Below are 24,414 nucleotides of genomic sequence, written 5' to 3' on the forward strand. Positions count from 1 at the left end.
CCTCGCGTCGGGGCACCAGGATCGGGACGCCGCGAGAAGGCCGCATAGGCAAGAGGGGTGACCTCCCGATGGCATTTCAGGCAGGAGGGCAGCGGCCGGCGCCGCGGCCCGCTCCCGCGACCCCCGAGGTCCAGGCGTATCTCCAGGACTACACGGCCCTCCTGGAGGCCGTCCCCTTTCCCTCGCTCGTCGTCGACCACCGCTGGGACGTGGTGCTGACCAACGGCGCCTTCCGGACACTTTTCCGGGGCGCCGGACCGCACCCGACGGCCATGCCGGGCGACAACTTCCTCAGGTTCGTGCTGTTCCACCCGGACGCGTCCGCGGTCCTCGGGGAGCACGAGTCGAGCTGGTGCCTGCCCATGCTGGCGCACTTCGCCGCCGCCCTGGAGCGGTACGGCCACGACCCGGGCCTGCAGGCCGTCCGCCGCGACATCGCCCAGGACCCGATCATGGAGGCGGCCTACCGCCAGGGCCTGCCGCACTGGATCCGTGCCGTCGGCGCGGAGGCCGTCGAACACGACGGCGCAGTACGCCCGCTGCACCACCCGGACCCGCGCTGGGGCACCACCGACTGCCGGGTCGTGGTGGAGACGCCCAGGGTCCTGGAGGAGCTGGGCTGCACCCGGTTGACCCTGGTCCTTCGCGAGCCGCGCCGCACGCCCCGTGCCGGGCGCCCCCGCCGCACCGCGGCCGCCCACCTGAGGGTGGTCCCGGCCCCCGAGTGACCCACCGCGCGGGCCGTCCGGAGCCGGAGGCCGTCGCGGGGAGCGTCACCCCTGCCGGGGCAGGTCCGACTTGACCGTCCGTTCCGTCCCGCGTTTCGCCGCCTGGATCTGCTCGTACACACGGGTGCGCAGCTCGGCGAAGCGCGGGGCCACCCGCGTGTGCACCTGGTCCCGCCCGTCCGGCAGGTCGACCTTCAGCTGCTCCCTGACGACGGTGGGGGAGGCGGACAGCACGACCACCCGTTCGCCCAGGTAGACGGCCTCGTCGATGTCGTGCGTGACGAAGAGGATCGTCATCGAGCGCTCCCGCCACAGCCGCCGCACCAGGTCCTCCAGGTCGGCGCGGGTCTGCGCGTCCACCGCGGCGAACGGCTCGTCCATCAGCAGCACTTCGGGCTCGTAGGCCAGCGCCCGGGCGATGGCCACCCGCTGCTGCATGCCCCCGGACAGCTGCCACGGGTACGCCCCGGCGGCGTCCGCGAGCCCCACCGAGCCGAGCGCGTCCGCGACCAGCTCCCGGCGCCGCGCCTTGCCCAGACCCTTCTGCCTGAGCGGCAGTTCGACGTTCTCGCCGACCCGCATCCACGGGAACAGACTGCGCCCGTACTCCTGGAAGACGAACGCCATCCCCGGCGGCGGGCCGTCCACCTTCCGCCCCGCCAGGAACACCTCGCCGGCCGTCGGCCGGAGCAGCCCGCCCACGCACTTCAGCAGCGTCGTCTTGCCGCACCCGGACGGGCCGACCAGGCAGACCAGTTCGCCGGCCGCCACGGAGAAGGTCAGGTCGCGCACCGCCTCGACGCGCCGCCCCGATCCCTCGTACACCTTCTTCAGGCCGCGTACGTCGAGCATGGACCGCCCTTTCAGGAGCTTCACCCGGGCCGCCGGGCGGCGGCGCGCAGACCGTGGTACCAGCCGAGCGCGCGCCGCTCGACCAGCCGGAAGAGGACCGACAGCACGAAGCCGAGCAGACCGAGCAGCAGGATGCCGGTCCACATGCCGGGGATCGCGAAGGAACGCTGGAACTGCACGATGGTGAAGCCGAGCCCGTTGCTGGCGGCGAACATCTCGCTGATCACCATCAGGATGATGCCGATCGACAGCGCCTGGCGCAGACCGGCGAAGATCTGCGGGCCGGCCGAGAGCAGCACCACGTGCCGCAGCCACGCCACGCCCGTGACCCCGTAGGAGCGGGCCGTCTCGGCCGTCACCGCGTCGACCGCCCGGACCCCCTCCACGGTGTTGAGCAGTACAGGCCACACACAGCCGGCGGCGATGACGACGATCTTCATGGTGTCGCCGATGCCCGCGAAGAGCATGATCACCGGCACCAGCACCGGCGGCGGCACCGCCCGCAGGAACTCCAGCACCGGCTCGCACACCGCCCGCACCCGCGGGTAGGAGCCGACCAGCGTGCCCAGCGCGACGCCCACGACCGCCGCCAGCGCGTAGCCGGCCGCGAGCCGCAGCACGCTGGGCAGTACGTCACCGCGCCACCGCTCGCCCGTCCACACGTCCGGGAAGGTCTCCAGGACGGTGGCGAGCGGCGGCCAGTACACGTCCTCGCTGCCCGCCGAGGCCACCCACCACACGGTCACCAGCACGGCCGGCAGCGCGAACACGAAGACCAGCCGCAGCAGCACCCGCCTCACACCGCCACCTCCCCGCGCACCGACTGGTGCCAGGCCAGCGCCCGTCGCTCCACCGACCGGGCGCCGACGTTGATCAGCAGCCCCAGCAGGCCGGCGACCACGATCAGCGCGTACATCTCGGGCACCGCCTGCGAGGTCTGCGCCACGGCGATCCGGGCGCCGAGTCCGGGCGCGCCGATGACCAGTTCGGCGGTGATGGCGAGGATCAGCGCGACGGCCGCCGCGAGGCGCACGCCGGTCATGACGTACGGCAGCGCGGTCGGCCACAGCACGTGCCGGACCCGCGCCCAGGGGCCGAGACCGTAGGACCGCGCCGTCTCCTCGGCTACCGGGTCGACGTCCTGGACGCCGTAGAGGACCTGGATCAGCACCTGCCAGAAGGAGGCGTACACGACCAGGAGCAGCACCGACCTCAGCTCGGTGCCGTACAGCAGGACCGCCAGCGGGATCAGCGCCACCGACGGGATCGGGCGCAGGAACTCGATCGTGGACGCCGTCGCCTCGCGCAGGTACGGCACCACGGAGAGGACCACCCCGATGACGATCCCCGCGCCGACCGCGATCGCCAGGCCCAGCGCCCACCCGGTGAGGGTGTCGCCGAGCGCGGTCCAGAAGGCGCCGTCCGCGATCTCCGTGCCGAGCGCGTCGGCGATGCGGCTGGTCGGCGGGAAGTAGTCCTCCTCGACCAGACCGAGCCGCGGCACCGCCTCGCCCAGGGCGAGGAAGGCCGCGAGACCGGCCGCCCCGAGTGCGGCGTTCGCACCCCTCACGGCAGCAGCTCGTCCAGGTCCGGCGCCTTCTCGAACAGGCCGTCCTCCCGGCCGAGCTTCGCCAGCTCCTCGATCCCGGCGCGGTCCGGCTCGGCCGGCCACTTCGGCAGCGTCACCTTCGCCAGCACGTCCGCCGGAATCTTCGTGTACGTGGTGACGATCTCGCGGACCTCGTCGGGGTGGGCGTCGGCGTACGCCAGGGACTCGGCGGTGGCCTCCTGGAACTTCTTCACCGTCTCCGGGTTCTCCTGCGCGTACCGGGTGGAGGTGAAGTACATGGCGACCGTGAGCTTCGGCGCGATGTCGATCATGGGGCTGGCGATCTCCCGGCCGCCCTGGCTCTTGACGGTGGCCAGCGCCGGTTCCACCACCATCGCCGCGTCGACCCGCCCGGCGTCGAGCGCCGCCGGCATCTGGTCGAAGGCCAGCTCGACCAGCTCCACGGCGTCCGGGTCGCCGCCCGCCTTGCGCACCGAGGCCCGCACCGCGGTCTCGTTGATGTTCTTGAGCGTGTTGATCGCGACCTTCTTGCCCTCCAGCTCCTTCGGCGACTTGATCGGACTGTCGCCCTTGACGGTGAGCGCCTCGAAGTCCTTGCCCGCCACGCCGGTCGAGGCGATGCCGTTGGCCACCGCCTTCACCGGTACGTCGTTGGACCGGGCGATCATGAGGGAGGTCATGTTGGAGAACCCGAACTGGAACTGGCCGCTCACCACGCCGGGCACGATCGCCGCCCCGCCCTGCGCGCTGGAGAACTCCAGCTTCAGCCCGCGTTCCTCGAAGAAGCCCTTCTTCTGACCCAGGTACAGGGGCGCCACGTCGACGATGGGGATGAGGCCCACCTTCACCGTGGTGGTGCCGCCGCCGGACGACCCGGAGTCGTCCGGCCCTCCCGAGTCGGACGAGCCGCACGCCGTCGCGGCGGCCAGGACGGACACGGCCGTGAGGCCGACGAACAGACGACGCATGACTCCCCCTGTGGGACCGGACCAGGTACTCCGACAGGCTGTGCGCAGACAGCACGAACGTGCTCAGCGGGAACGTAGGGCTCGCGTCGTGGCGCGGTCAATGCCCTTGCAGACATGGGCCGTTGGGAAGGGCGACGAGCGTCGTTGACAGTGCGAGTCGGGCACTCGTAGCGTGCGCACTGCGTACGGCCGTCCGTGCCGTACGTCCTGCCGTGAGGCTTTCGCCGGAGGCCAGATGCCCGATGCAGCCCGCGCACCGCACTTCGTGAGGTCCTTCGAACGGGGCCTCGCCGTCATCCGGGCCTTCGACGCCGACCATCCGGCGCTGACCCTGAGCGAGGTCGCCCGTGCCGCCGAGCTGACCCGCGCGGCGGCCCGCCGCTTCCTGCTCACCCTGGCCGACCTCGGTTACGTCCACACCGACGGCCGGCTCTTCCGGCTCACCCCGCGCGTGCTGGAGCTCGGCTACTCCTACCTGGCCGGCTTCACGCTGCCGCAGATCGCCGAGCCGTACCTGGAGCAACTGGTCGCCCAGGTACGGGAGTCGTCCTCGCTGTGCGTCCTGGACGGTGACGACGTGGTGTACGTCGCGCGGGTGCCGACCAGCCGGATCATGACCGCGTCGATCACGGTCGGCACCCGCTTCCCGGCGCACCTCACCTCCGTGGGCCGGGTGATCCTCGCCGACCTGCCGGACGCCGAGATCGAGACCCGGCTCGCCCGGGCCGACCTGCGCCCGCACACCGCGCGCACCCTCGCCTCGGCGGACGCCCTGCGCGCGGAACTGCGCCGGGTGCGCCGGCAGGGCTACGCCCTCGTCGACCAGGAACTGGAGGACGGCCTCAGGTCGGTCGCCGCGCCGGTGCGGGACCGGGACGGCGCGGTGGTGGCCGGCGTGAACATCGCGGTGCACGCCGGCCGCAACTCGGTGGAGTCCGTGCGCCGGGACCTGCTGCCGCACCTGCTGGCGACGGTCGCCCGGATCGACGCCGACCTCCGGATCACCGGCGCGGGAATCACAGGTCCAGCACCAGCCGCCGGCCACGGCAGCGCGACACGCAGATGAGCATCGTCTCCCCGGCGGCCCGCTCCTCGTCGGTGAGCACCGAGTCCCGGTGGTCGGGCTCGCCCTCGACGACGTCGGTCTCGCAGGTGCCGCAGGTGCCCTCGGTGCACGAGTAGAGCACCTCGACGCCGGCGGTGCGGACGGCGTCCAGGACCGAGACGCCGGGCGGGACGGTGATCGTGCGCCCGCTGCGGGCGAGTACGACGTCGAACTCCCCGTCGGAGACGTCCGGTTCCGCCTGTTTCGGGCTGAACCGCTCCACGCGCAGGCGCCCGGGCGGGCAGCGCGACTCGACCGCGTCCAGCAGCGCTGCGGGCCCGCAGCAGTAGACCAGGGTGTCCTCGGGCACGTCGTCGAGCACGGACGCCAGGTCCAGCAGCCCGGTCTCGTCCTCGGGAGCGAGGGTGACCCGGTCGCCGTGGCGCTCCAGTTCCCCGGTGAACGCCATCGTGGCGCGGGTCCGGCCGCCGTAGAGCAGCGTCCACTCGGCCCCCGCACGGTCGGCGGCGGCCAGCATCGGCAGGATCGGGGTGATGCCGATGCCGCCCGCGACGAAGTGGTAGCGGGCGGCCCGCTCCAGCCGGAAGTGATTGCGCGGACCCCGCACCCGGACCTTGTCCCCGGTCCGCAACTCCTCGTGCACGTACGCGGATCCGCCCCGTCCCTCCGCCTCGCGCAGCACGGCGATCCGCCACGTCTCCCGGTCGGCGGGGTCGCCGCACAGCGAGTACTGCCGTTCCAGGTCCGGGCCCAGCGCGACGTCGATGTGGGCGCCGGCCTCCCAGAGGGGCAGTGGTTCGCCCAGCGGATGGCGCAGGGAGAGGACGAGTACGCCGTCGGCGGCCCTCTCCCGGCGGCCGACGACGAGTTCGGTCTCGTACGGGGTCATGAGCCGCTTTCCCGGGGGTGGTGGTGTCCTTGCGGATGGGCGAGCATCCAGTCCCACATGGCGACCGGGTCCTCGGCGGTGTGCCGGGCGCCGCAGTGGCAGATGCCGTGCAGCAGGTCGGTGCCCGGGAGCCAGTCGATGCGGTAGACCTCGCCGGCGGGCGCGCTCACCGGGCCGCCCGCTCGACGGGCGTGTCGCCCTCCTCGACCAGCCGGGCGAGGATGCGGCGGGCGGCCAGCCCGCCGGTGTCGATGTTGATGCTCAGCTCCTGGTAGCCGGTGCGTTCGGTGCCGAGCGTGCGCTGGAGCAGGTTGAGCGCGTCGACGTCCTGCATGACCACCGTGTGGTTGTTCTTCCGCAGGAACTCGGTGACTTCGGCGTCGTCCGTCGCCCAGTCCCGGGAGACCGCCCAGAAGTCGTACACCTTGCCGTCGCCGGACGGCGTGATGGCGTAGGTGATCTCGGTGTGGAAGCCGTCCGGATCGCTGCCGTCGGCCGCGGGCAGCACACCGGTCGGGGCGACCCTGCTGTGCAGCAGGTACAGACAGGGCGCGTGGTACTCGATGTCCTGCCAGCGGTCGATGCGGCCTTCCACGCCGGTGGACTTGGCGTAGAACGGCGGGCACTCGGCGTCGTCCATGTGCCGGCTGACCCGGACGATCCCCGCGCCCTCGTCGACCTCGGTGGTGATCGGCGTCTCGGCGACCTCGGGCGTGCCGATGTAACCGCCGTGCAGATAGGTCTCGTGGGAGAGGTCCAGGAGGTTGTCGACCAGCAGGCCGTAGTCGGCGTCGATCGGCTCCATGCCGCGGACCGTGACCCAGCCGGGGGAGTCCAGGTGCCGGGCGCGCGGCACGGCTCCGGGGTCGGCCAGGGCCGGGTCGCCGATCCACACCCACACCAGGGAGTCCTGCTCGAGGACCGGGTAGGAGGCGACGCGCGCCGTGCGCGGGACGCGCTTCTGCCCCGGCACGTACACGCAGGTGCCGGTCGTGTCGTAGGTGAACCCGTGGTAGCCGCACACGATCCGGTCACCGTCGAGGCGCGTCGGCGGCTCGGACAGCGGATAGCGGCGGTGCACGCAGCGGTCGTGCAGGACGACCGGGGTGCCGCCCTCTTCGGTGCGGTAGAGGACGAGCGGCTCTCCGAGGATCGTCCGGCCGAGCAGGTCCCGCCCTACCTCGTGGCTGTAGGCGGCGACGTACCACTGGTTCCTTGCGAAGGCGGTCATGTGCGGCATCGTTGCGGCTCCCGTCCGTCGTGGATGCCGGCATCGTCGGACAGCGCCTCGCGGGGCGGCAACGCCGCTTCCGTCCCACGGAAGGGACGACGCCCGTCAGCGCGCCAGCTCCTTGTGCGCCGTCTCCGGCAGCCGCAGGTACACCAGCGAGGACAGCAGGCACAGCACGGCGACGTACCAGGGGAAAAGCCCGGAGTGGCCCAGGTCCTTGAACAGGGTGCCCACGTACGGCGCCGTGCCGCCGAACAGGGCGACGGTGAGGGAGTAGGGGAAGCCGATGCCCGCCGCCCGGACCCGGGGCGGGAAGATCTCGGCGTTGACGGCCGCGCTGATCGAGGTGAAGCCGGTGAGCAGGATCATGCCGGCGCACTGCACGAGCAGCAGGACGGCGAACGAGTCACGCAGGGCGTGCAGCAGCGGCACGCTGAGCAGGGCGAAGCCCACCCCGAAGAACAGCAGCAGCGGCCGGCGGCCGAACCGGTCCGACAGCATCCCGCCGAGCGGCTGGAGCAGCGCGAAGAAGGCCAGCGAGATGGTGCCCACGAGCAGCGCGTCCGACTTGTCCAGCCCGGTGTTGAGCTCCGCGTACGTCGGCAGGTACGACGTCCAGGTGTAGTAGGCGATGGTGCCGCCCGCCGTGATGCCGCAGATCAGCAGCGACTCGCGCGGATGGCGCCGCAGCGCCTCGAACAGGCCCGGACGCGGCGCCCGCCGCTGCTCGGCGCTGCGGGTCTCCTCGGCGCCCTGCCGGATCCAGAAGCCGACCAGGCTGAGCACGGCGCCAGCCCCAGCCGTTCATCCGGTCCTCGCTCAGCGTGTCCACCAGCACCGTCGCCACGCCCGACGCGACCAGCTGCCCGGCCGTCGTGGAGACGTACTGGAAGCTGGAGAACAGCCCGCGCCGGCCGGGCCCCGCGGACTCCACCAGGAAGGTCGTCGAGGCCGCGAACTCGCCGCCCACCGAAAGGCCCTGGAGCAGCCGGGCGGCGACCAGGATCACCGGGGCCAGCACGCCGGCCGCCGCGTAGGTCGGGGTCAGGCCGACCAGCAGGCTGCTGCCGCCCATCAGCAGGATGGTGACCGTCAGGGCGGCGCGCCGTCCGCGCCGGTCGGCGATCGCCCCCATCAGCAGTCCGCCGACGGGCCGCATGAAGAACCCCACCGCGAACACGGCGAACGTCGACAGCAGCGGCACCAGCGAGTTGTCCGCGCTCTTCGGGAACACCTGGTCGGCGATGTAGGTGGCCAGGAAGGTGTACGCGTACCAGTCGTACCACTCCACGGCGTTGCCCACCGAGGCGGCGAGGAGCTGGCGTACGGGCCGTCGGGTGGGCGGGGAATCCACGTGCATGCCTGTCATGATCGCGACCATCCCCGGGCGGCGGACCCGTCACACCTCACGTACCGAGGAGTTTCACACGGGCGCCACCGGACCCTTCCCTGACGTTTGGAGCTCCTGGAACACTCCTTTCGCGCGCATTACGTCATCACCCGGCACCGTCCGGCCGGTTGAACCCCCACCAAGGCGAGAGGTCCTTCACCCCATGCCCGATGTCAACCGGCGCAGATTCCTCCAAGTCGCGGGCGCGACGGCGGCGTTCAGCGCACTGTCCGCGAGCATCGAGCGCGCCGCCGCGCTCCCCGCCAACCACCGCTCGGGGACGATCGAGGACGTCGAGCACATCGTCGTCCTGATGCAGGAGAACCGGTCCTTCGACCACTACTTCGGCAAGCTGCGCGGCGTCCGGGGCTTCGGCGACCCGCACCCGGTGCGGCTGGACAGCGGCAAGTCGGTGTGGCACCAGGCCAAGGGCGACGGCACGGAGGTGCTGCCCTTCCACCCGGAGGCCGACGACCTCGGCATGCAGTTCCTGGAAGGGCTGCCGCACGGCTGGTCCGACGGCCAGGACGCCTACCACAACGGCAAGTACGACCGCTGGCTGCCCGCCAAGGGCACCACCACCATGGCGTACCTGACCCGCGAGGACATCCCCTTCCACTACGCGCTCGCCGACACCTTCACCGTCTGCGACGCCTACCACTGCTCCTTCATCGGCTCCACCGACCCCAACCGCTACTACCTGTGGTCGGGACACACGGGCAACGACGGAGAGGGCGGCGGCCCGGTCCTCGGCAACGACGAACTCGGCTACGACTGGACGACGTACCCCGAGCGGCTGGAGGAAGCCGGGATCTCCTGGAAGATCTACCAGGACATCGGCGACGGCCTCGACGCGGCCGGTTCCTGGGGCTGGATCGACGACGCCTACCGCGGCAACTACGGCGACAACTCCCTGCTGTACTTCAACAAGTACCGGAACGCGAAGCCCGGCGACCCCTGGTACGACAAGGCCCGCACCGGCACCGACGTGAAGAACGGCGACGGGTACTTCGACCGGCTGCGCGCCGACGTCAAGGCGGACCGGCTGCCGAAGATCTCCTGGATAGCCGCCCCCGAGGCGTTCTCCGAGCACTCCAACTGGCCGTCCAACTACGGCGCCTGGTACATCTCCCAGGTCCTGGACGCGCTCACCTCCAACCCCGCGGTCTGGGCGAAGACCGCCCTGTTCATCACCTACGACGAGAACGACGGCTTCTTCGACCACCTGGTGCCGCCGCTGCCGCCGAAGTCGGCAGCGCAGGGCCGGTCCACCGTGGACGTCTCGCTGGACGTCTACGAGGGCGGCGCGAAGCACCGGGAGGGCTTCTACGGGCTCGGCCCGCGCGTGCCCATGCTGGTCGTCTCGCCCTGGAGCAAGGGCGGCTTCGTCTGCTCCGAGACCTTCGACCACACCTCGGTCATCCGATTCATGGAGCGCCGCTTCGGTGTGCGCGAACCGAACATCTCGCCCTGGCGGCGCACCGTCTGCGGCGACCTGACCAGCGCCTTCGACTTCTCCCGCAAGGACAGCCGCCCCGCCCGCCTGCCGGACACGGACGCCTACGAGCCGCCGGACCGCGAACGCCACCCCGACTACCGCCCCACGCCCCCCGCCGACCCGGACATGCCCCGCCAGGAACGCGGCCTGCGCCCCGCCCGTCCCCTGAGGTACGTCCCGTACGTGGACGGGGCCGTGGACGCGGCGGCCGGGAAGTTCACGCTGACCTTCGCCTCCGGCCCGCGGGCGGGTGCCGCCTTCCTGGTCACCTCCGGCAACCGCACCGACGGCCCCTGGACGTACACCACCGAGGCCGGCAAGACCATCGCGGACACCTGGAACTCGGTGTACTCGGGCGGCTCCTACGACCTGACCGTGCACGGCCCCAACGGCTTCCTGCGCGCCTTCCGGGGCGCCGGCAGGGCCACCGGAGCCGAGGTCACCGCCCGGCACACCGGCGACGACCTCCGGCTCACGTTCACCAACGCCGGGAGCGGCACCGCCCGTCTCCGCGTGGCCGACGCCTACGGCGGCCGGAGCCGGACCGTCACCGTGCGACCCGGCGCCACCGTGCACCACACCGTCGGCCTCGCGCGGAGCCGGCGCTGGTACGACGTGACGGTGACGTCCGAGTCCGACCCGGCCTTCCTGCGGCGCCTGGCCGGACACGTGGAGAACGGGCGGCCGGGGGTGAGCGACCCGGCGATCGTCACCGACTGACGTCGCTCGCGGTCGTGTGACCGGCGACGGCCTACAGCCGCGTGAGGTGCCCCGGCACGGGCTGCCGGGGCACCGGGGCCGGCCCGACCAATTCCGGTCCCGTCGGCAGCGGTCCCACCGATGGCCGTCCTGCCGATGGCGACCCGCTCCACCGGGGGTCGAGCGACGCCCCGGCCGCCACCGGACCCGCGTCGTCGATCCGGGGCGGCGTCGCCCGGCTCAGCTGGACCACGCCCCAGGCGGCCAGCGCCGCGCCGGCGAGCGCGAGCAGCACTCCGCCCGCGCCGCCCCGCAGCCGCTCACCGAGCAGGGAGAGCCCGATCACCGCGGCGGCCACCGGGTTGGCCAGGGTCACCACCGCCAGCGGGGCACCCAGACCGCCCCGGTACGCCGTCTGCGACAGCAGCAGACCGCCCGCCGCGAACGCGGCCACCAGCACCGCCACCCCGATCACCTGGGCGCTGAGCAGCGGGCCCGAGCGGTCCGTGGCGGCCACCGTCACCGTCTGGGTGAGCGCCGAGGCGACACCCGAGGCGATGCCGGACGCCGTCGCGTGCCGCAGTCCCGGCCGGGCGCCGGGCCGGGACAGCAGTGCGATCAGCGCCGCCGTCGCGCCGGACACCGCCAGCGCCTCCGGCGTGCTCAGCACGTCGTCGGGCGCCGGTCCCGACGCGGTGAGCAGCAGCGCGCCGAGACCGAGCAGCGTCAGCCCGGTGCCCCGCCACTCGACCGCACTGACCCGCCGGCCCGCCAGCCGCGCCCCCAGGGGCACCGCCGCGACCAGAGTGAGTGCACCGAGCGGCTGGACCACGGTCAGCGGCCCGTACTTGAGGGCCACGACGTGCAGCAGCGCGGCCGAGGCGTTGAGCGCCACCGACCACCACCAGGCGCCGGAGCCCAGCAGCCGCAGCGCGCCCGACCCGGAATGGCGGGCGGCCAGCCGCTCCTGGGCGACCGCCGCGGCGGCGTACGCGCACGCGGAGACCAGGGACAGCAGGACGGCGAGGAGCGCGGCGTTCATCGGCCCGCCCCCACCAGCTCGCGCCGCTCGGCCGTCCGGCGCCGAAGCTCCGGGTGGCGGCGGGGCACGGGGCGCCGCGGCGGGTGCGGCGGGCGGAGCACGGCCAGGGCGAGGCCGAGCAGGGCGGTCGCCACGATCACGTCGAGCCAGTAGTGGTTGGCGGTGCCCACGATCACCAGCAGCGTCAGCAGCGGATGCAGCAGCCACAGCCACCGCCATCGCGACCGCGTCGCGACGACCAGGCCGACCGCCACCATCAGGGCCCAGCCGAAGTGCAGCGAGGGCATCGCCGCGAACTGGTTCGACAACTCGTCGGTGCGCGGCGGGCCGTAGACCGAGGGGCCGAAGATCCGCGCCGTGTCGATCAGGCCGACGGCCCCCAGCATGCGCGGCGGCGCCAGCGGGAAGACCAGGTGCAGCACCAGCGCCGCGCCGGTCAGGGCGGCCAGTACCCGCCGGGCCCAGACGTAGTGCGCCGGCCGGCGCAGGTACAGCCAGACGAGGAAGGCCGCGGTGGCCGGGAAGTGGACGACGGCGTAGTAGGTGTTCGCCGTGTGTATCAGGGTGTCGCCGTGCAGGAGCAGCGACTGCACGCTGCCCTCGTCGGGCAGCCGGAGCGCGCGCTCCCAGTCCCACACGCGGTGGGCGTTGCGGAAGGCCTCGGCGGTGTGTCCGGTCGCCAGCTGCCGGCCGAATTTGTAGACGAGGAAGAGCCCTGCGACGAGCAGGAGCTCACGGACGAGCGGCGGGCGCGCGGGTGCGCCCGGTCCCGCTTCTGCAGGCTCGGTGCGGGCATTCATCCCCCGGCCCCTTCACTGACGGCGGTGCGTGTGGTTCACAGGTGCGGGGCCGTGTGACGGTTCTCATCGATACGACCCCGTTCCGATACGCCAGTGTACCGATACGGTGATGTACCGGTACACTGGCGTATCGATAGACTTACGACACACTGGACTACGGGGTCCTCGAACCCCGCCGTAGAGCCGCTGGACCTGGTGAGGAGCAGAGCCGATGACGTCGCAGGACGCGGACCGACCGGACACGGCCGGCGCCTCGCGCCGCTCCAAGATCACGCCCGAGCGTGAGCAGGAGTTCTTCGACGCCGTGCTCGAACAGATCCGGTCCTGCGGCTACGACGCCGTCACCATGGAGGGCATCGCCGCCAGCACCCGGTGCAGCAAGTCCACGCTCTACCGGCAGTGGAAGACCAAGCCCCAGTTCGTGGCCGCGGCGCTGCGCTCCCACCGCCGGGTGCGCTTCGCCGACATCGACACGGGCTCCCTCGCCGAGGACCTGCGCCAGGCGGCCCGGGCCGCGGGGGAGGGAGCGGGCAAGGACACGGGGCTGCTCCAGGCGCTCGGCCACGCGGTCATGGAGGACCCGGAACTCAAGTGCGCGCTGCGCGAGGCACTCGTCGAGCCGGAGATCGCCGCGCTCCGCGGGATCCTCGAGCGCGGCGTCGCCCGGGGAGAGGTCCCGGCCGGCTGTCCGGCGCTGGAGTACGTGCCGACGCAGCTCTTCGGCATGCTGCGGATGCGGCCCGTCGTCGAGGGCGAGCAGGCCGACGGGGAGTACCTCGTCCGGTTCGTGGAGGCCGTCGTGCTGCCGGCGCTCGGCCTCCCCTGAGACTCAGGCCGCCGTCCACGGGATGACTGGACGGTGGCCTGCCCGCGCCGCACCGTGGGGACGGGGGCGGCGCGCACCCCCGGCCGGGCGGGGCCCCTTTGAGCGGAGGGGGCCCCGCCCGGCCGACCGTTCTCCGGCCGGGCCCCGGGAGGGGGCCGGACCTCGCGGGGCGTTCCGGAGGCCGACCGCCGGTTGCTGAGCGCCGGTCAGACGTCCTGGCCGCTTCCGCCCCCGCCGCCCGAGGAGTCCACCTCGATGCCCTCGGTGATCTCGTCGATCACCGACAGGCCCTCCTCGACGTCGACGCCGAAGCGGACCAGGACGATGCGCTCGGGATGGCCGGGCGCCGGGAAGGCGAGCGACTCGACGTAGCCGTCCGAGCCCTCCTTGGTGACCGCCTTCCAGCGGACCAGGTAGCCCTTCTGCCCGGCGACCGTGACCGCCTTCGACGCCAGCTCCTCGTGCGAGGTGATCCCGCCGTAGGCGTCGCCGTAGGACTCCTTGGCGTTCACCTCGATGTCGGCCTTCGCGACCTCCTCCGCGGTACCGCCCTTCGTGCCCAGCACCTCCTGGGGTGCCGAGTACGCGCCGCCCTTGGTGCAGGTCTCGGCGGGGTCGCCGGGGCACTGGTAGCTGTCGTCGGAGGTCACCTGCGCACCGACCGAGAGCTGCTGGCCGGACCAGCCGTCCGGGATGGGCAGGCTGATGTCGTTGACCGGGTCCGTCACCGTGCCGCTGTCGATCGTGGGCGGCTCCGAGGCGCCCGGGGAGTCGGGCGCGGGCGACTCGCCGTCCCCGCCCCCGCCGCCTTCGCCGCCGAAGGGATCGTTCTGGCCACCGGGGCCGCGCCGGTCCTGCTGCGACGACGCGCTGCCGCCGCCCGAACCGTCGTCGGTCAGCACGTACACGCCGACCCCGATCCCGGCCAGCACGGCCACGGCCGCCGCGACGGCTATGCCGGTCCGCAGCCGTCGCCGCCGCGCGGACGGCGGCTGGACGGGGAACCCGGGATAGCCCGGGTGCACGGGATAACCGGGCGGCACAGAGTACGGCCCGGCCGCGGTCGCGGGCGCCGCCGGCTGCGCGGGAGGCTGTTCGGGCGGCGGCCCCGCCGCGGCTGCCGGCCCCGCGGGACGGACCTGGTCCGTCCACGCCTTGCCGTCCCACCAGCGCTCGGTGGCGGGACCGTCCTGCTTCTGTCCGGGGTCCGGGTACCACCCGGGAGGAGTCGCCTGCGTCATGGGGCCACCGTATGAGGCGTCGGTGAAAGCGGGATGAGAGGCCCGGCCGCAAGGAGAACCGGCGGGACGACCGCCCCCCCCGGCCGGCGGTGCCACCGCGACGAGTTGACGCCGCCGGCGGGCACCGCGCCTGATGACGGACCCGGTGCGTCGCCCGCGCTTTACCGCATGTCACCCATCACGGCAACTGCTGTCCGGACCGCCCACCACTCGGCCTCCCGGACGGATAGGCTCGGGCTCTGTACGTCATTCGGGCGACATGGGGAGGTAGCGGGATGACGGAGGTAGGGCGGACGGCCGCCGCCTCGGCCTCCCTCTGGGAGCGCGACGAGGAGATCGCCACCATCACGCGGGCCGTCGACACCCTGTGCGCGGACCGCTCCTCGCCCGGCACCCTCCTGGTGGCACGGGGCGAGGCCGGACTGGGCAAGACCGCGCTGCTCGCCGAGACCCGCCGCATCGCCGAGGCGCGGGGCTGCACCGTCTGGTCCGCGCGCGGCGGCGAGACCCTCAGGTCCGTCCCCTTCAACGTCGTACGGCAACTGCTCCAGCCCGCGCTGGTCTCCATGCTCCCCGAGGAGGCGCGCGAGTACCTCGGCGACTGGTACGGCATCGCCGGCCCCGCCCTCGGCATAGCGGACCCGGGCGAGCGGCAGGCCGACCCGCAGGGCGTGTGCGACGGCCTGGTCGCCGCCGTGCGCCGGCTCGCCCGCCGGGAATGGCCCCTGGTCCTGCTGATCGACGACGCCCACTGGGCCGACCAGGAGACCCTGCGCTGGCTCGCCGCGCTCGCCGAACGGCTCGACGAGACCTCCGCCCTGGTCGTCGTCGCCCGCCGCCCCGGCGACGTCAGCGGCGACAGCGCCCGCCTCCTGGACGCGGCCGCCGCCGCGGGCCGGCCCCTCCTCCCGATGAACGTCCTCAGCCCCGACGCCACCGCCGGCCTCACCCGGGCCACCCTGGGCGACCACGCGGACGCCGCGTTCTGCCGTGAGGTGTGGGCCGTCACCGGCGGCAACCCCTACGAGACCGTCGAACTCCTCGCCAAGGTCCAGGACAGCGAACTCCAACCGGTCGAGGCGGAGGCCGCCGAACTGCGCGAGCTGAACCGCTCCGCCCGGGGCGGCGGCCTCGTGGCCCGCCTGGAGCAACTCGGCGTCGACTCCACCCGGTTCGCCTGGGCCGCCGCCGTCCTCGGCGACGGCATCACCGTGGACATGGTGGCGCGGCTCGCCACCCTCGACCGCGCCGACGCCGCCCGCTGCGCCGAACTGCTGCGAGGCGCCCGCATCCTCACCGCGCCCGACCCCGCGTCGGGGCAACCGGACGCGGACGACCTGGAGTTCGTCCACCCCCTGATCGCCACCGCCGTCTACAACTCCATCCCCGACGCGCTGCGCACGGCGATGCACGGCATAGCGGCCCAGCTGGTCACCGACTCCGGCCTCGGAGCGGCGGCCGCCTCCCGCCACCTCCTCCAGGTGCACCCCGACGACGACCCGGAAGTCGTCGCCCAACTGCGCGACGCCGCCCGCGAACACCTCGCCGTCGGCGCCCCCGAGGCGGCCCGCCGCTGCCTCGAACGGGCCCTGAAGGAACCGCCCCTGCCCGACATCCACGCCCGGGTGCTGTACGAACTGGGCTGCGCCACCCTGCTCACCGCGCCCGCCACGACCATCGGCCACCTGCGCACCGCCCTCGCCCTGCCCGGCCTGGACGGGGAGCAGCGCGTCAACGCGGTCTTCCGGCTCTCCGAGGCACTGCTCCACAACAACCAGCTGGAGGAGGCCGTCCGCACCGTCCAGGCGGAGGCCGCCCGCAACCCGGACCCGTCCGTCCGGCTGCGGCTCCAGGCCGTCCAGTACATGTGGGAGGGCATCCACCCCGGCGAGACCTCCTCACCCGGACGGTCCGAACGCCTCGCCGAACTCGCCGCCACCTGCACCGGCCGCGACAACGCGGAGCGCGCCCTGCTCATCCTGCGCGGCTTCGACGCCATGACCCGCGGCGAGAACGCCGAAGAGGTCGTCGAGCTGTGCGACCGGGCCCTCGTCAACGGCCGCCTCGCCCCCGGGCTCGGCTGGACCGACACCGAGTGGGGCCTCGAACTGCCGATGATGCTGGCGACCTCCTACGCCTACACCGACCGGCTCGACCGCGCGGAGGCGCTGTTCACCGAGGCGCTGAACACGTACGAGACCGCCGGCTGGAGCGGCGGCCACCTCGCCCTCGCCCACACCTACGTCGGCCTCGGCCACCGCAGGCGAGGACGGCGCCGGGAGGCCGAGAAGTCCCTGCGCGAATCGCTGCGCATCGCCGAACGGGTCGGCCGCGGACTGCCGTTGTACTGGTCCGCGGTCTGCAACCTGATCGACACGCTGCTCGCCCGCGGCCACGTGGAGGAGGCCCGGTCCGTCGCCGACCGGTACGGGTTCGACCCGCCCTACCCGTCCACCATCGTGCTGCCCGACCCGCGCCCCGTGCGGGCCCGGCTGCTGCTCGCGACCGGCCGCACCGAAGAGGGCGTCAACGAGCTGGAGACCGCCGAGAAGGCGGCAGCGGCACGCGGCCGGCACAACCCGGTGGTGCACCCCTGGGCGACCGAGCTGGCCCGCGCCCTCGCCACGGAGGACCCCGGCCGCGCCGCCCGGCTCGTCACCGACGCCCGCCGCCACGCCGAACGCTTCGGCACGGACACCGCGATAGGGGAGGCCCTGCGCTGCGCCGCCGCACTGGAGACGGGCCAGCGCGCGGTCCGGCTCGCCGCACAGGCCGTCGCCTACCTGGAGGCATCGCCCTGCCAGTACGAGCACGCCGCCGCCCGCGTCGAGTACGGCATCGCCGCCCGCTCGGAGGCCGAACTGCGCCGCGGCCTGGACCTGGCGGACTCGTGCGGTGCCGACGGACTGGTGGCACGGGCCCGCGAGGCACTGGCGGCGGGGCACGTGGGCTGAGGTCAGCCGGTCGCGCCGTCCTCCTCGGCCAGCACCCGCTGGGCCGCCGCGAACGCCGAATTCGCCGCCGGCACGCCGCAGTACACCGCGGTCTGGAGCAGCACCGCGCCGATCTCGTCCGGCGTCAGCCCGTTGCGCCGCGCCGCCCGTACGTGCATGGCCAGCTCCTCGTAGTGGCCGTGCGCGACCAGCGCGGTCAGCGTGATCATGCTGCGTTCGCGGCGCGAGAGGGTCTCGTCCGTCCAGATCTCACCCCAGGCGTAGCGGGAGATGAAGTCCTGGAAGCGGGCCGTGAACGGGGTCTGCCGCCCCTGCGCCCGGTCCACGTGCGCATCGCCCAGCACCTCGCGCCGCACCGCCATGCCCCGCCGGGCGCCGCCGTCGAAGTGCGCCCGCAGCGCGGTCAGCACCGCCTCGGGCCGCTCCGCCGGCGCCAGGTGCGAGGCGCCCGGCAGCTCGGTCAGCGTCGCGCCCGGCACCGCGTCGGCGATCTCCCGCAGATGCGCGGGCGGCGTCGCCGGGTCCTCGCGGCCCGCGATCAGCAGCGTCGGCACGTCGATCTCGCCGAGCCGGTCCCGCAGGTCGAAGGCGGCCAGCGCGTCGCAGCAGGCGGCGTACGCCCCCGGGTCGGCGTCCCGGTGGTCCTGGACCAGCCGCGGCACGGTGAAGCCGGGCGTGAACCACCGCCCGTCCGCGCCCTCGGCGAGCTTCGCCAGCCCTTCCGCGCGCACCGTCGCGGCCCGCTCCTCCCAGGCCTTGGCACCGTTGAAGTGCGCCGACGAACACAGGACGGCCAGCGACGACACCCGCTGCGGATGGTGCACGGCCAGATGCAGCCCCACCGCGCCGCCGAGCGACACGCCCGCGTACGCGAACCGCTCCACCCCGAGCGAGTCGGCGAGCGCGAGCACCAGGTCCGCCAGGTCACCGACGGTGGCCCCCGGCCCGATCAGCTCCGCCGCCGAACCCCCGTGCCCGGGCAGGTCCCAGCGGATCACCCGGTGCCCGATGGACAGTTCCGGCGCCACCTTGTCCCACAGCGCGTACGAGGTGCCCAGCGAGGGCCCGAGCAGCAGCGGGGGAGCGGAGGCGGGGCCTTCGGCCAGGTGGTTGAGGAGGGTCAACGTCGCTCCAGAGCACGATCGGTCAGGGCTCCCGCGGAGCCGGTGTAACAGGTGGGGTCGGTCAGGGCAGCGAGGTCCAGGTCCTTCAACTCCGGTACCTCGGCCAGCAGTTCGCCCATGCTTCGGCCCTCCTCGTAGGTCCGCCCGGCCAGCTCGGTGAGCAGGGCCTTGGCGCGGGCCCGCCCGAGCACCGGTGCCAGTTCGGCCGAGAGCCGCTCGGACACGATCAGCCCGTGCGTCAGGCCGAGGTGCGCGCGCATCACGTCCGGGCGCACCCGGAGGTCCTCGGTCAGCTCGGCGGCGTCACGGGCCGCGCCGGCGGTCAGCCGCAGCAGGTCGCGCAGCGGCTCCCACTCGGCGTGCCAGGAGCCGGCCGGCCGCTCGTCCTCGGCGGACAGGGAGCCGTACAGCGTGGCCGCGAGCTGCGGGGCACGCCGGGCGGCCGCCGCGATCAGCGTGGACCGTACGGGGTTGGCCTTGTGCGGCATCGCCGACGAACCGCCGCCGCTGCCCTCGGCGACCTCGCCGATCTCGGTGCGGGACAGCGTCAGCACGTCCGCGGCGATCTTCCCGAGCGCCCCGGCGGCGAAGGCGAGGCAGCCGGCCAGGTCGGCCACCGGGGTGCGCAGGGTGTGCCAGGGCAGCGCAGGCGCGCACAGCCCGAGTTCGCGTGCGTACGCCGCCGGCAGCGCGGTCGGGTCCGCCGCGCCGTACGCCTCGAACGCGGCCAGGGTGCCCACAGCACCGCCGAGCTGGGCCGGCAGGGCGTCGCGTACGGCGCCGATCCGGTCCCGCGCGTCCAGCACCAGCGTGCGCCAGCCGGCCGCCTTCAGCCCGAAGGTCGTCGGCACGGCGTGCTGGGTGAGCGTGCGGCCCGGCATCACGGTGTCCCGGTGCTCGGCGGCAAGCCGGGCCGACGCCCGTTCCGTGCGGGCCAGATCGGCGAGCAGCAGGTCCAGGGTGCGGGCGGCGACCAGCATCAGCGCCGAGTCCATGATGTCCTGGCTGGTCGCGCCACGGTGGACGTACGGCCCGTACTCCTCGCCGACCGCCTCGGTCAGGTCGGCCACCAGCGGGATGACCGGGTTCCCGCCGCCCCGGGCGCGTTCGGCCAGGGAGCGCGCGTCGAAGCGGGCCGGGTCGGCGGCCTCGGTCACGGCGTCCGCCGCCCGGGCCGGGGCGAGTCCCAGCCCGGCCTGTGCCCGGGTGAGGGCCGCCTCCGCGTCCAGCAGCGCCCGCAGGACGGCGCGGTCGTCGGTCGCCTCGGCGGCCGGGGAGCCCGCCCGCCCGGGGGCGAGCAGGCCCGCGTCGGAGGCCTCGGGAGCTGATGTCACTTGAACTCCAGGAAGACCGTCTCGCCTTCGCCCTGAAGGCGGATGTCGAAACGGTACGTGCCGTTGCCCTCGTCCGCGGCGATCAGCGTGTCCCGGCGCTCCGCGTCCACCCGGGACAGCAGCGGGTCCGCGGCGAGCGCCGCCCGGTCGCCCGGCAGGTAGATCCGGGTGTACAGGTGCACGAGCAGCCCGCGCGCGAACACGCACACGCTGACGTACGGCGCGCTCTTCCCGCGTGCCCCGGGCCGCAGCGTCCGCGCGTACCAGTGGCCGTTCGCGTCGGTCTGGATGCGGCCGAAGCCGGTGAACTCCACGCCGTTGCGGCCGAGGAAGCCGCCGGAGGCCGGGTCGCGGCGCATCGAGCCGTCGGCCGTCGGCAGCTCGCCGTCCGGGCCCGGACCCCACAGCTCCACGAGGGCGTCCGGCAGCGGGCCGCCCTCGCCGTCGAGCACGTACCCGTGCACGGTGATCGTGTCCGGGTGCCCGAGGGGCGCGATGTCCTCGCCGCCCCTGAAGGGCAGCGCGTACCCGTAGAACGGGCCGACCGTGTGCGACGGCGTGGGCAGCACGTTCTCCGGGCTGCTGGTGTCGATCTTCGTCATGGGGTCAGCGTCCTTCTTCGATCCAGGTGGCGTTCGGGCCGTCGAGCACGATGTCCCAGTGGTAGCCGAGCGAGAACTCGGGCACGGACAGGCTGTGGTCGTAGGTCGCGATCAGCCGCTGCCGCGCCGCGTCGTCCGTCACGGACTGCAGGATCGGGTCGTACGGGAACAACGGGTCGTTCGGGAAGTACATCTGGGTCACCAGCCGCTGCGTGAACGCCGAGCCGAACACCGAGAAGTGGATGTGCGCCGGGCGCCAGGCGTTGACGTGGTTGCGCCACGGGTAGGGGCCCGGCTGGACGGTGGTGAAGCGGTAGAAGCCGTCGTCGTCGGAGAGCGTGCGGCCGACGCCGGTGAAGTTCGGGTCGAGCGGGGCGTCGTGCTGCTCGCGCTGGTGGGCGTAGCGGCCGGCCGAGTTGGCCTGCCAGATCTCCACGAGCTGTCCGCGCACGGGCTTGCCGTTGCGGTCGAGGAGGCGGCCGGAGACGGTGATGCGCTCGCCGACCGGCTCCCCGGTGTGCTGCCGGGTCAGGTCGTTGTCGATCTCGGTGATGTCCCGCTCCCCGAAGGCGGGGGAGGACAGCTCGACCAGCTCCGGGTCCTTGGTGACGTCGATGGCGATCGGCGGCTGCTTGGGGTGGCGCAGTACCGAGGAGCGGTACGGGGCGTAGTCGCGGCGCGGGTGGTGCTCGACGGGCCCGCCGTCGGCCACCCGCTTCTCGTACGCGGCGTGCTCGGCCGCGATCTCCGCGTCGATGTCGTGCTGGGTGAGAGTCATCAGGGTTCCCGTGGGTGACTAGCGGTCGAGGACCAGGGCGAGGCCCTGGCCGACGCCGATGCAGAGGGTGGCGATGCCGGTTCCGCTTCCCTTGCGGGCGAGCTGGTGGGCGACGGTGCCGGCGAGGCGGGCACCGGAGGCGCCCAGGGGGTGGCCCAGCGCGATGGCTCCGCCCTGGGGGTTGAGGATCGCGGGGTCGAACTCGGGCCACTCGGCGACGCAGCCCAGCACCTGGGCGGCGAAGGCCTCGTTGAGTTCCAGGACGTCCAGGTCGGCGAAGGTGCGGCCGGCCTTGGCGAGGGCGCGGTTCACGGCCTCGACGGGGGCGAGCCCGAACCAGTGCGGGTCGGTCGCCGAGACGCCGGTGGCCGAGATCCGGGCGAGGGGTTCGCGGCCGGTGGCCCTCAGCCCCTCGTCGTCGACGAGGAGGAGCGCGGCGGCGCCGTCGTTGAGCGGGGAGGCGTTCCCGGCGGTGACGGTGCCGTCGGTCTTGCGGAACGACGGCTTGAGCTTGGCCATCGCTTCGAGGGAGGCCGTGGGGCGTACGCACTCGTCGGCGGCGAAGTCCACCGGGTCGCCCTTGCGCTGCGGCACCGGGACGGGCGCGAGTTCCACGTCCAGCAGGCCGTCGGCCTGGGCGCGGGCGGCCTTGTGGTGGGAGGCGAGGGCGAACTCGTCCTGCTGCTCGCGGGAGATCTCGTGCTTGTCCGCGATGAGTTCCGCCGACTCCCCGAGGGGGATGGTCCACTGGGGGTCCATCCGCGGGTTGGTCATGCGCCAGCCCAGGGTGGTGGAGTACAGCTCGGTGTGCCCGGCGGGGAAGGGCCGGTCCGACTTCGGCAGCACGTACGGCGCCCGGGTCATCGACTCCACGCCGCCCGCCAGCGCGATCGACGCGTCGCCGAGGGCGATGGCGCGGGCGGCCTGGATCACCGCTTCGAGGCCGGAGGCGCACAGCCGGTTCACGGTGACGCCGGGGACGGTGGTGGGCAGGCCGGCCAGGAGGGCGGCCATGCGGGCGACGTTGCGGTTCTCCTCGCCGGCGCCGTTGGCGTTGCCGAAGTACACGTCCTCGATGCGCGCGGGGTCCAGGGAGGGCGTGCGGTCGAGGAGGGCGCGGACGGCGTGGGCGGCCAGGTCGTCCGGGCGCACGCCCGCCAGGGAGCCGTTGTACTTGCCGAACGGGGTGCGGACCGCGTCGACTACGTAGACGTCCTTCACTTCAGGTCCTCCGCGACGGTCAGCTCGGCATCGGTCTTCGCGGTGATCTCGTCGACGCTCACGCCCGGCGCGCACTCCACGAGGAGGAGGCCGTCGTCGGTGACGTCGAGGACACCGAGGTCGGTGATGACACGGTTCACGCACGCCTTGCCCGTGAGCGGCAGGGCGCACTCCTGGAGGATCTTCGGGCTGCCGTCCTTGGCGGTGTGGGTCATCACCACGATCACGGTGCGGGCGCCGTGGACGAGGTCCATCGCCCCGCCGATCCCGGTGATCATCTTCCCCGGGATCGCCCAGTTCGCCAGGTCACCGCAGGCCGAGACCTGCATCGCGCCCAGTACGGCGACGTCGATGTGCCCGCCCCGGATCATCCCGAAGGAGAGCGCCGAGTCGAAGAACGAGGCGCCCGGCAGGACCGTCACCGTCTCCTTCCCCGCGTTGATCAGGTCGGGGTCCACCTCGTCCTCGGTGGGGTAGCGGCCGGTGCCCAGGATCCCGTTCTCGGACTCCAGGGTGACCTCGACGCCCTCGGGGAGGTAGTTCGGGATCAGGGTCGGCAGGCCGATGCCCAGGTTGACGTACTGACCGTCCCGCAGTTCCCGGGCCGCCCGCGCGGCCATCTGTTCACGCGTCCAGGCCATCAGGAACTCACCGTCCGCCGCTCGATCTTCTTGTCCGCCGCCTGCTCGGGCGTCAGCGCGACCACCCGCTGCACGAAGATCCCCGGCAGGTGCACCGCGTCCGGGTCGATCTCGCCGGGCTCGACCAGTTCCTCCACCTCGGCGACCGTCACCCGTCCGGCCATCGCCGCGAGCGGGTTGAAGTTCCGCGAGGACTTGTTGAACACCAGGTTCCCGTGCCGGTCGCCCTTCCAGGCGCGCACCAGCGCGAAGTCGGTGCGGATTCCGCGCTCCAGCACGTACTCGGTGCCGTCGAACTCCCGGACCTCCTTCGGCGGTGAGGCCAGCGCGACCCCGCCGGAGCCGTCGTAGCGCCACGGCAGCCCGCCGTCGGCGACCTGCGTGCCGACACCGGCCGGTGTGTAGAAGGCGGGGATGCCGGCCCCGCCGGCCCGCAGCCGCTCGGCCAGCGTGCCCTGCGGGATCATCTCTACCTCGAGCTCACCACCGAGGTACTGCCGCGCGAACTCCTTGTTCGCCCCGATGTAGGAACCGGTCACGCGGGCGATCCGCCCCGCGGCCAGCAGCACCGCCAGACCCGACTCCATCGCCCCGCAGTTGTTGGAGACGACGGACAGCCCACCCGTCCCGCGCTCGTACAACGCCTGGATCAGCACGTTCGGCACGCCACTCAGTCCGAAACCGCCCACCGCCAGCGACGCACCGTCCGGCACATCGGCCACTGCCTCAGCGGCGGTGGCCACCACCTTGTCCATCCGAGAAGCCCCATCTCTTCCGAGCGCCCCGGGTCCGTGTCGGTCCGTGTCGTGGTCGGCCGCACCGACCGCGAATTAATCAGGGCACTGAGTATTTCAGCGAGGTTTCCCACACGCTGCCACTGGACGCCCGGGGCGTCAAGACCCGGAGAAGTGCGAGGTAGATCGTCTGGCGAGGCGTCGGACAACCGCCACCGGACCCATG

22 protein-coding genes and 1 pseudogene are annotated in these 24,414 nt (G+C 73.2%); 5 read left to right on the forward strand and 18 right to left on the reverse strand.

What is annotated here, in order from left to right; all coding sequences use genetic code 11:
* Positions 1-68: 68 nt before the first annotated feature.
* Positions 69-728 carry a hypothetical protein gene (locus tag ACLIN4_RS30000; protein WP_289907558.1) on the forward strand — a complete coding sequence of 220 codons (660 nt, stop codon included), beginning with the start codon at positions 69-71 and terminating at the stop codon, positions 726-728.
* A gap of 45 nt (positions 729-773) precedes the next feature.
* On the opposite strand, the gene ACLIN4_RS30005 is transcribed toward ACLIN4_RS30000, so the two are convergent.
* From ACLIN4_RS30005 to ACLIN4_RS30020, 4 genes are read right to left on the reverse strand one after another with little or no spacing between them, the layout of a single operon-like run.
* The gene (locus ACLIN4_RS30005) at positions 774-1,580 is read right to left on the reverse strand and encodes an ABC transporter ATP-binding protein (protein WP_290013035.1); all 807 of its coding nucleotides are present in this window, start codon (positions 1,578-1,580) and stop codon (positions 774-776) included.
* Between the two features lie 20 nt (positions 1,581-1,600).
* Positions 1,601-2,380, reverse strand: a complete 780-nt coding sequence (locus tag ACLIN4_RS30010; protein WP_307651797.1) for an ABC transporter permease — start codon at positions 2,378-2,380, stop codon at positions 1,601-1,603.
* The gene (locus ACLIN4_RS30015; RefSeq protein WP_307651796.1) at positions 2,377-3,150 is read right to left on the reverse strand and encodes an ABC transporter permease; all 774 of its coding nucleotides are present in this window, start codon (positions 3,148-3,150) and stop codon (positions 2,377-2,379) included. Before ACLIN4_RS30015 ends, ACLIN4_RS30010 begins: the two co-directional genes overlap by 4 nt.
* On the reverse strand, positions 3,147-4,118 hold the full coding sequence (locus ACLIN4_RS30020) for an ABC transporter substrate-binding protein (RefSeq protein WP_411576432.1): 972 nt from the start codon (positions 4,116-4,118) through the stop codon (positions 3,147-3,149). The genes ACLIN4_RS30015 and ACLIN4_RS30020 overlap by 4 nt, the downstream gene beginning before the upstream one ends.
* 235 nt (positions 4,119-4,353) lie before the next feature.
* Between ACLIN4_RS30020 and ACLIN4_RS30025 the strand changes: the two genes are divergently transcribed.
* Positions 4,354-5,184, forward strand: a complete 831-nt coding sequence (locus ACLIN4_RS30025; protein WP_289907555.1) for an IclR family transcriptional regulator domain-containing protein — start codon at positions 4,354-4,356, stop codon at positions 5,182-5,184.
* On the opposite strand, the gene ACLIN4_RS30030 is transcribed toward ACLIN4_RS30025, so the two are convergent.
* From ACLIN4_RS30030 to ACLIN4_RS30045, 4 genes and pseudogenes are all read right to left on the reverse strand, one after another.
* The gene (locus ACLIN4_RS30030; RefSeq protein ID WP_411576433.1) at positions 5,135-6,073 is read right to left on the reverse strand and encodes a PDR/VanB family oxidoreductase; all 939 of its coding nucleotides are present in this window, start codon (positions 6,071-6,073) and stop codon (positions 5,135-5,137) included. The genes ACLIN4_RS30025 and ACLIN4_RS30030 overlap by 50 nt on opposite strands.
* Positions 6,070-6,243, reverse strand: coding sequence for a hypothetical protein (locus tag ACLIN4_RS30035; protein ID WP_411576434.1), 174 nt, complete (start codon positions 6,241-6,243; stop codon positions 6,070-6,072). The genes ACLIN4_RS30030 and ACLIN4_RS30035 overlap by 4 nt, the downstream gene beginning before the upstream one ends.
* Positions 6,240-7,313, reverse strand: a complete 1,074-nt coding sequence (locus ACLIN4_RS30040; RefSeq protein ID WP_107476984.1) for an aromatic ring-hydroxylating dioxygenase subunit alpha — start codon at positions 7,311-7,313, stop codon at positions 6,240-6,242. Before ACLIN4_RS30040 ends, ACLIN4_RS30035 begins: the two co-directional genes overlap by 4 nt.
* A gap of 96 nt (positions 7,314-7,409) precedes the next feature.
* Positions 7,410-8,685: pseudogene (locus ACLIN4_RS30045) on the reverse strand (MFS transporter).
* 172 nt (positions 8,686-8,857) lie between these two features.
* Here ACLIN4_RS30045 and ACLIN4_RS30050 point away from each other — a divergent pair.
* A complete protein-coding gene (locus ACLIN4_RS30050; RefSeq protein WP_411576435.1) occupies positions 8,858-10,912 on the forward strand; it encodes a phosphocholine-specific phospholipase C in 2,055 nt (684 codons plus the stop codon).
* A 31-nt stretch (positions 10,913-10,943) separates the two neighbouring features.
* Here the strand turns inward: ACLIN4_RS30050 and ACLIN4_RS30055 are convergent, their stop codons facing one another.
* A complete protein-coding gene (locus ACLIN4_RS30055; RefSeq protein ID WP_290013038.1) occupies positions 10,944-11,933 on the reverse strand; it encodes a hypothetical protein in 990 nt (329 codons plus the stop codon).
* Positions 11,930-12,733 (reverse strand): phosphatase PAP2 family protein, encoded by an 804-nt coding sequence (locus tag ACLIN4_RS30060; RefSeq protein WP_107476986.1) that lies wholly within the window; start codon positions 12,731-12,733, stop codon positions 11,930-11,932. Before ACLIN4_RS30060 ends, ACLIN4_RS30055 begins: the two co-directional genes overlap by 4 nt.
* A 211-nt stretch (positions 12,734-12,944) precedes the next feature.
* Between ACLIN4_RS30060 and ACLIN4_RS30065 the strand changes: the two genes are divergently transcribed.
* On the forward strand, positions 12,945-13,559 hold the full coding sequence (locus tag ACLIN4_RS30065) for a TetR/AcrR family transcriptional regulator (RefSeq protein WP_269957209.1): 615 nt from the start codon (positions 12,945-12,947) through the stop codon (positions 13,557-13,559).
* A gap of 206 nt (positions 13,560-13,765) precedes the next feature.
* On the opposite strand, the gene ACLIN4_RS30070 is transcribed toward ACLIN4_RS30065, so the two are convergent.
* A complete protein-coding gene (locus tag ACLIN4_RS30070) occupies positions 13,766-14,800 on the reverse strand; it encodes a DUF2510 domain-containing protein (protein WP_107476988.1) in 1,035 nt (344 codons plus the stop codon).
* 275 nt (positions 14,801-15,075) lie between these two features.
* Here ACLIN4_RS30070 and ACLIN4_RS30075 point away from each other — a divergent pair, with 275 nt between their 5' ends.
* On the forward strand, positions 15,076-17,754 hold the full coding sequence (locus ACLIN4_RS30075) for an ATP-binding protein (protein ID WP_411576436.1): 2,679 nt from the start codon (positions 15,076-15,078) through the stop codon (positions 17,752-17,754).
* Between the two features lie 2 nt (positions 17,755-17,756).
* Here ACLIN4_RS30075 and pcaD read toward each other — a convergent pair whose 3' ends face one another.
* Genes pcaD through ACLIN4_RS30110 form a run of 7 tightly spaced genes read right to left on the reverse strand, consistent with a single transcriptional unit; the run spans position 17,757 to position 24,209 of the window.
* Positions 17,757-18,878 (reverse strand): 3-oxoadipate enol-lactonase, encoded by a 1,122-nt coding sequence (gene pcaD, locus ACLIN4_RS30080; RefSeq protein ID WP_289907633.1) that lies wholly within the window; start codon positions 18,876-18,878, stop codon positions 17,757-17,759.
* Positions 18,875-20,212, reverse strand: coding sequence for a 3-carboxy-cis,cis-muconate cycloisomerase (gene pcaB, locus ACLIN4_RS30085; RefSeq protein ID WP_107476991.1), 1,338 nt, complete (start codon positions 20,210-20,212; stop codon positions 18,875-18,877). The genes pcaD and pcaB overlap by 4 nt, the downstream gene beginning before the upstream one ends.
* On the reverse strand, positions 20,209-20,814 hold the full coding sequence (gene pcaG / locus ACLIN4_RS30090; RefSeq protein WP_382087824.1) for a protocatechuate 3,4-dioxygenase subunit alpha: 606 nt from the start codon (positions 20,812-20,814) through the stop codon (positions 20,209-20,211). The genes pcaB and pcaG overlap by 4 nt, the downstream gene beginning before the upstream one ends.
* A 4-nt stretch (positions 20,815-20,818) precedes the next feature.
* The gene (pcaH, locus tag ACLIN4_RS30095; RefSeq protein ID WP_100049295.1) at positions 20,819-21,592 is read right to left on the reverse strand and encodes a protocatechuate 3,4-dioxygenase subunit beta; all 774 of its coding nucleotides are present in this window, start codon (positions 21,590-21,592) and stop codon (positions 20,819-20,821) included.
* 18 nt (positions 21,593-21,610) lie between these two features.
* A complete protein-coding gene (locus ACLIN4_RS30100) occupies positions 21,611-22,813 on the reverse strand; it encodes a thiolase family protein (protein ID WP_289907631.1) in 1,203 nt (400 codons plus the stop codon).
* Positions 22,810-23,454 (reverse strand): CoA transferase subunit B, encoded by a 645-nt coding sequence (locus ACLIN4_RS30105; protein ID WP_107476994.1) that lies wholly within the window; start codon positions 23,452-23,454, stop codon positions 22,810-22,812. Before ACLIN4_RS30105 ends, ACLIN4_RS30100 begins: the two co-directional genes overlap by 4 nt.
* Positions 23,454-24,209, reverse strand: coding sequence for a CoA transferase subunit A (locus ACLIN4_RS30110; RefSeq protein ID WP_107476995.1), 756 nt, complete (start codon positions 24,207-24,209; stop codon positions 23,454-23,456). The genes ACLIN4_RS30105 and ACLIN4_RS30110 overlap by 1 nt, the downstream gene beginning before the upstream one ends.
* Positions 24,210-24,414: the final 205 nt, after the last annotated feature.

Source organism: Streptomyces mutabilis (genome assembly GCF_046628145.1).
GTDB lineage: Bacteria > Actinomycetota > Actinomycetes > Streptomycetales > Streptomycetaceae > Streptomyces > Streptomyces mutabilis.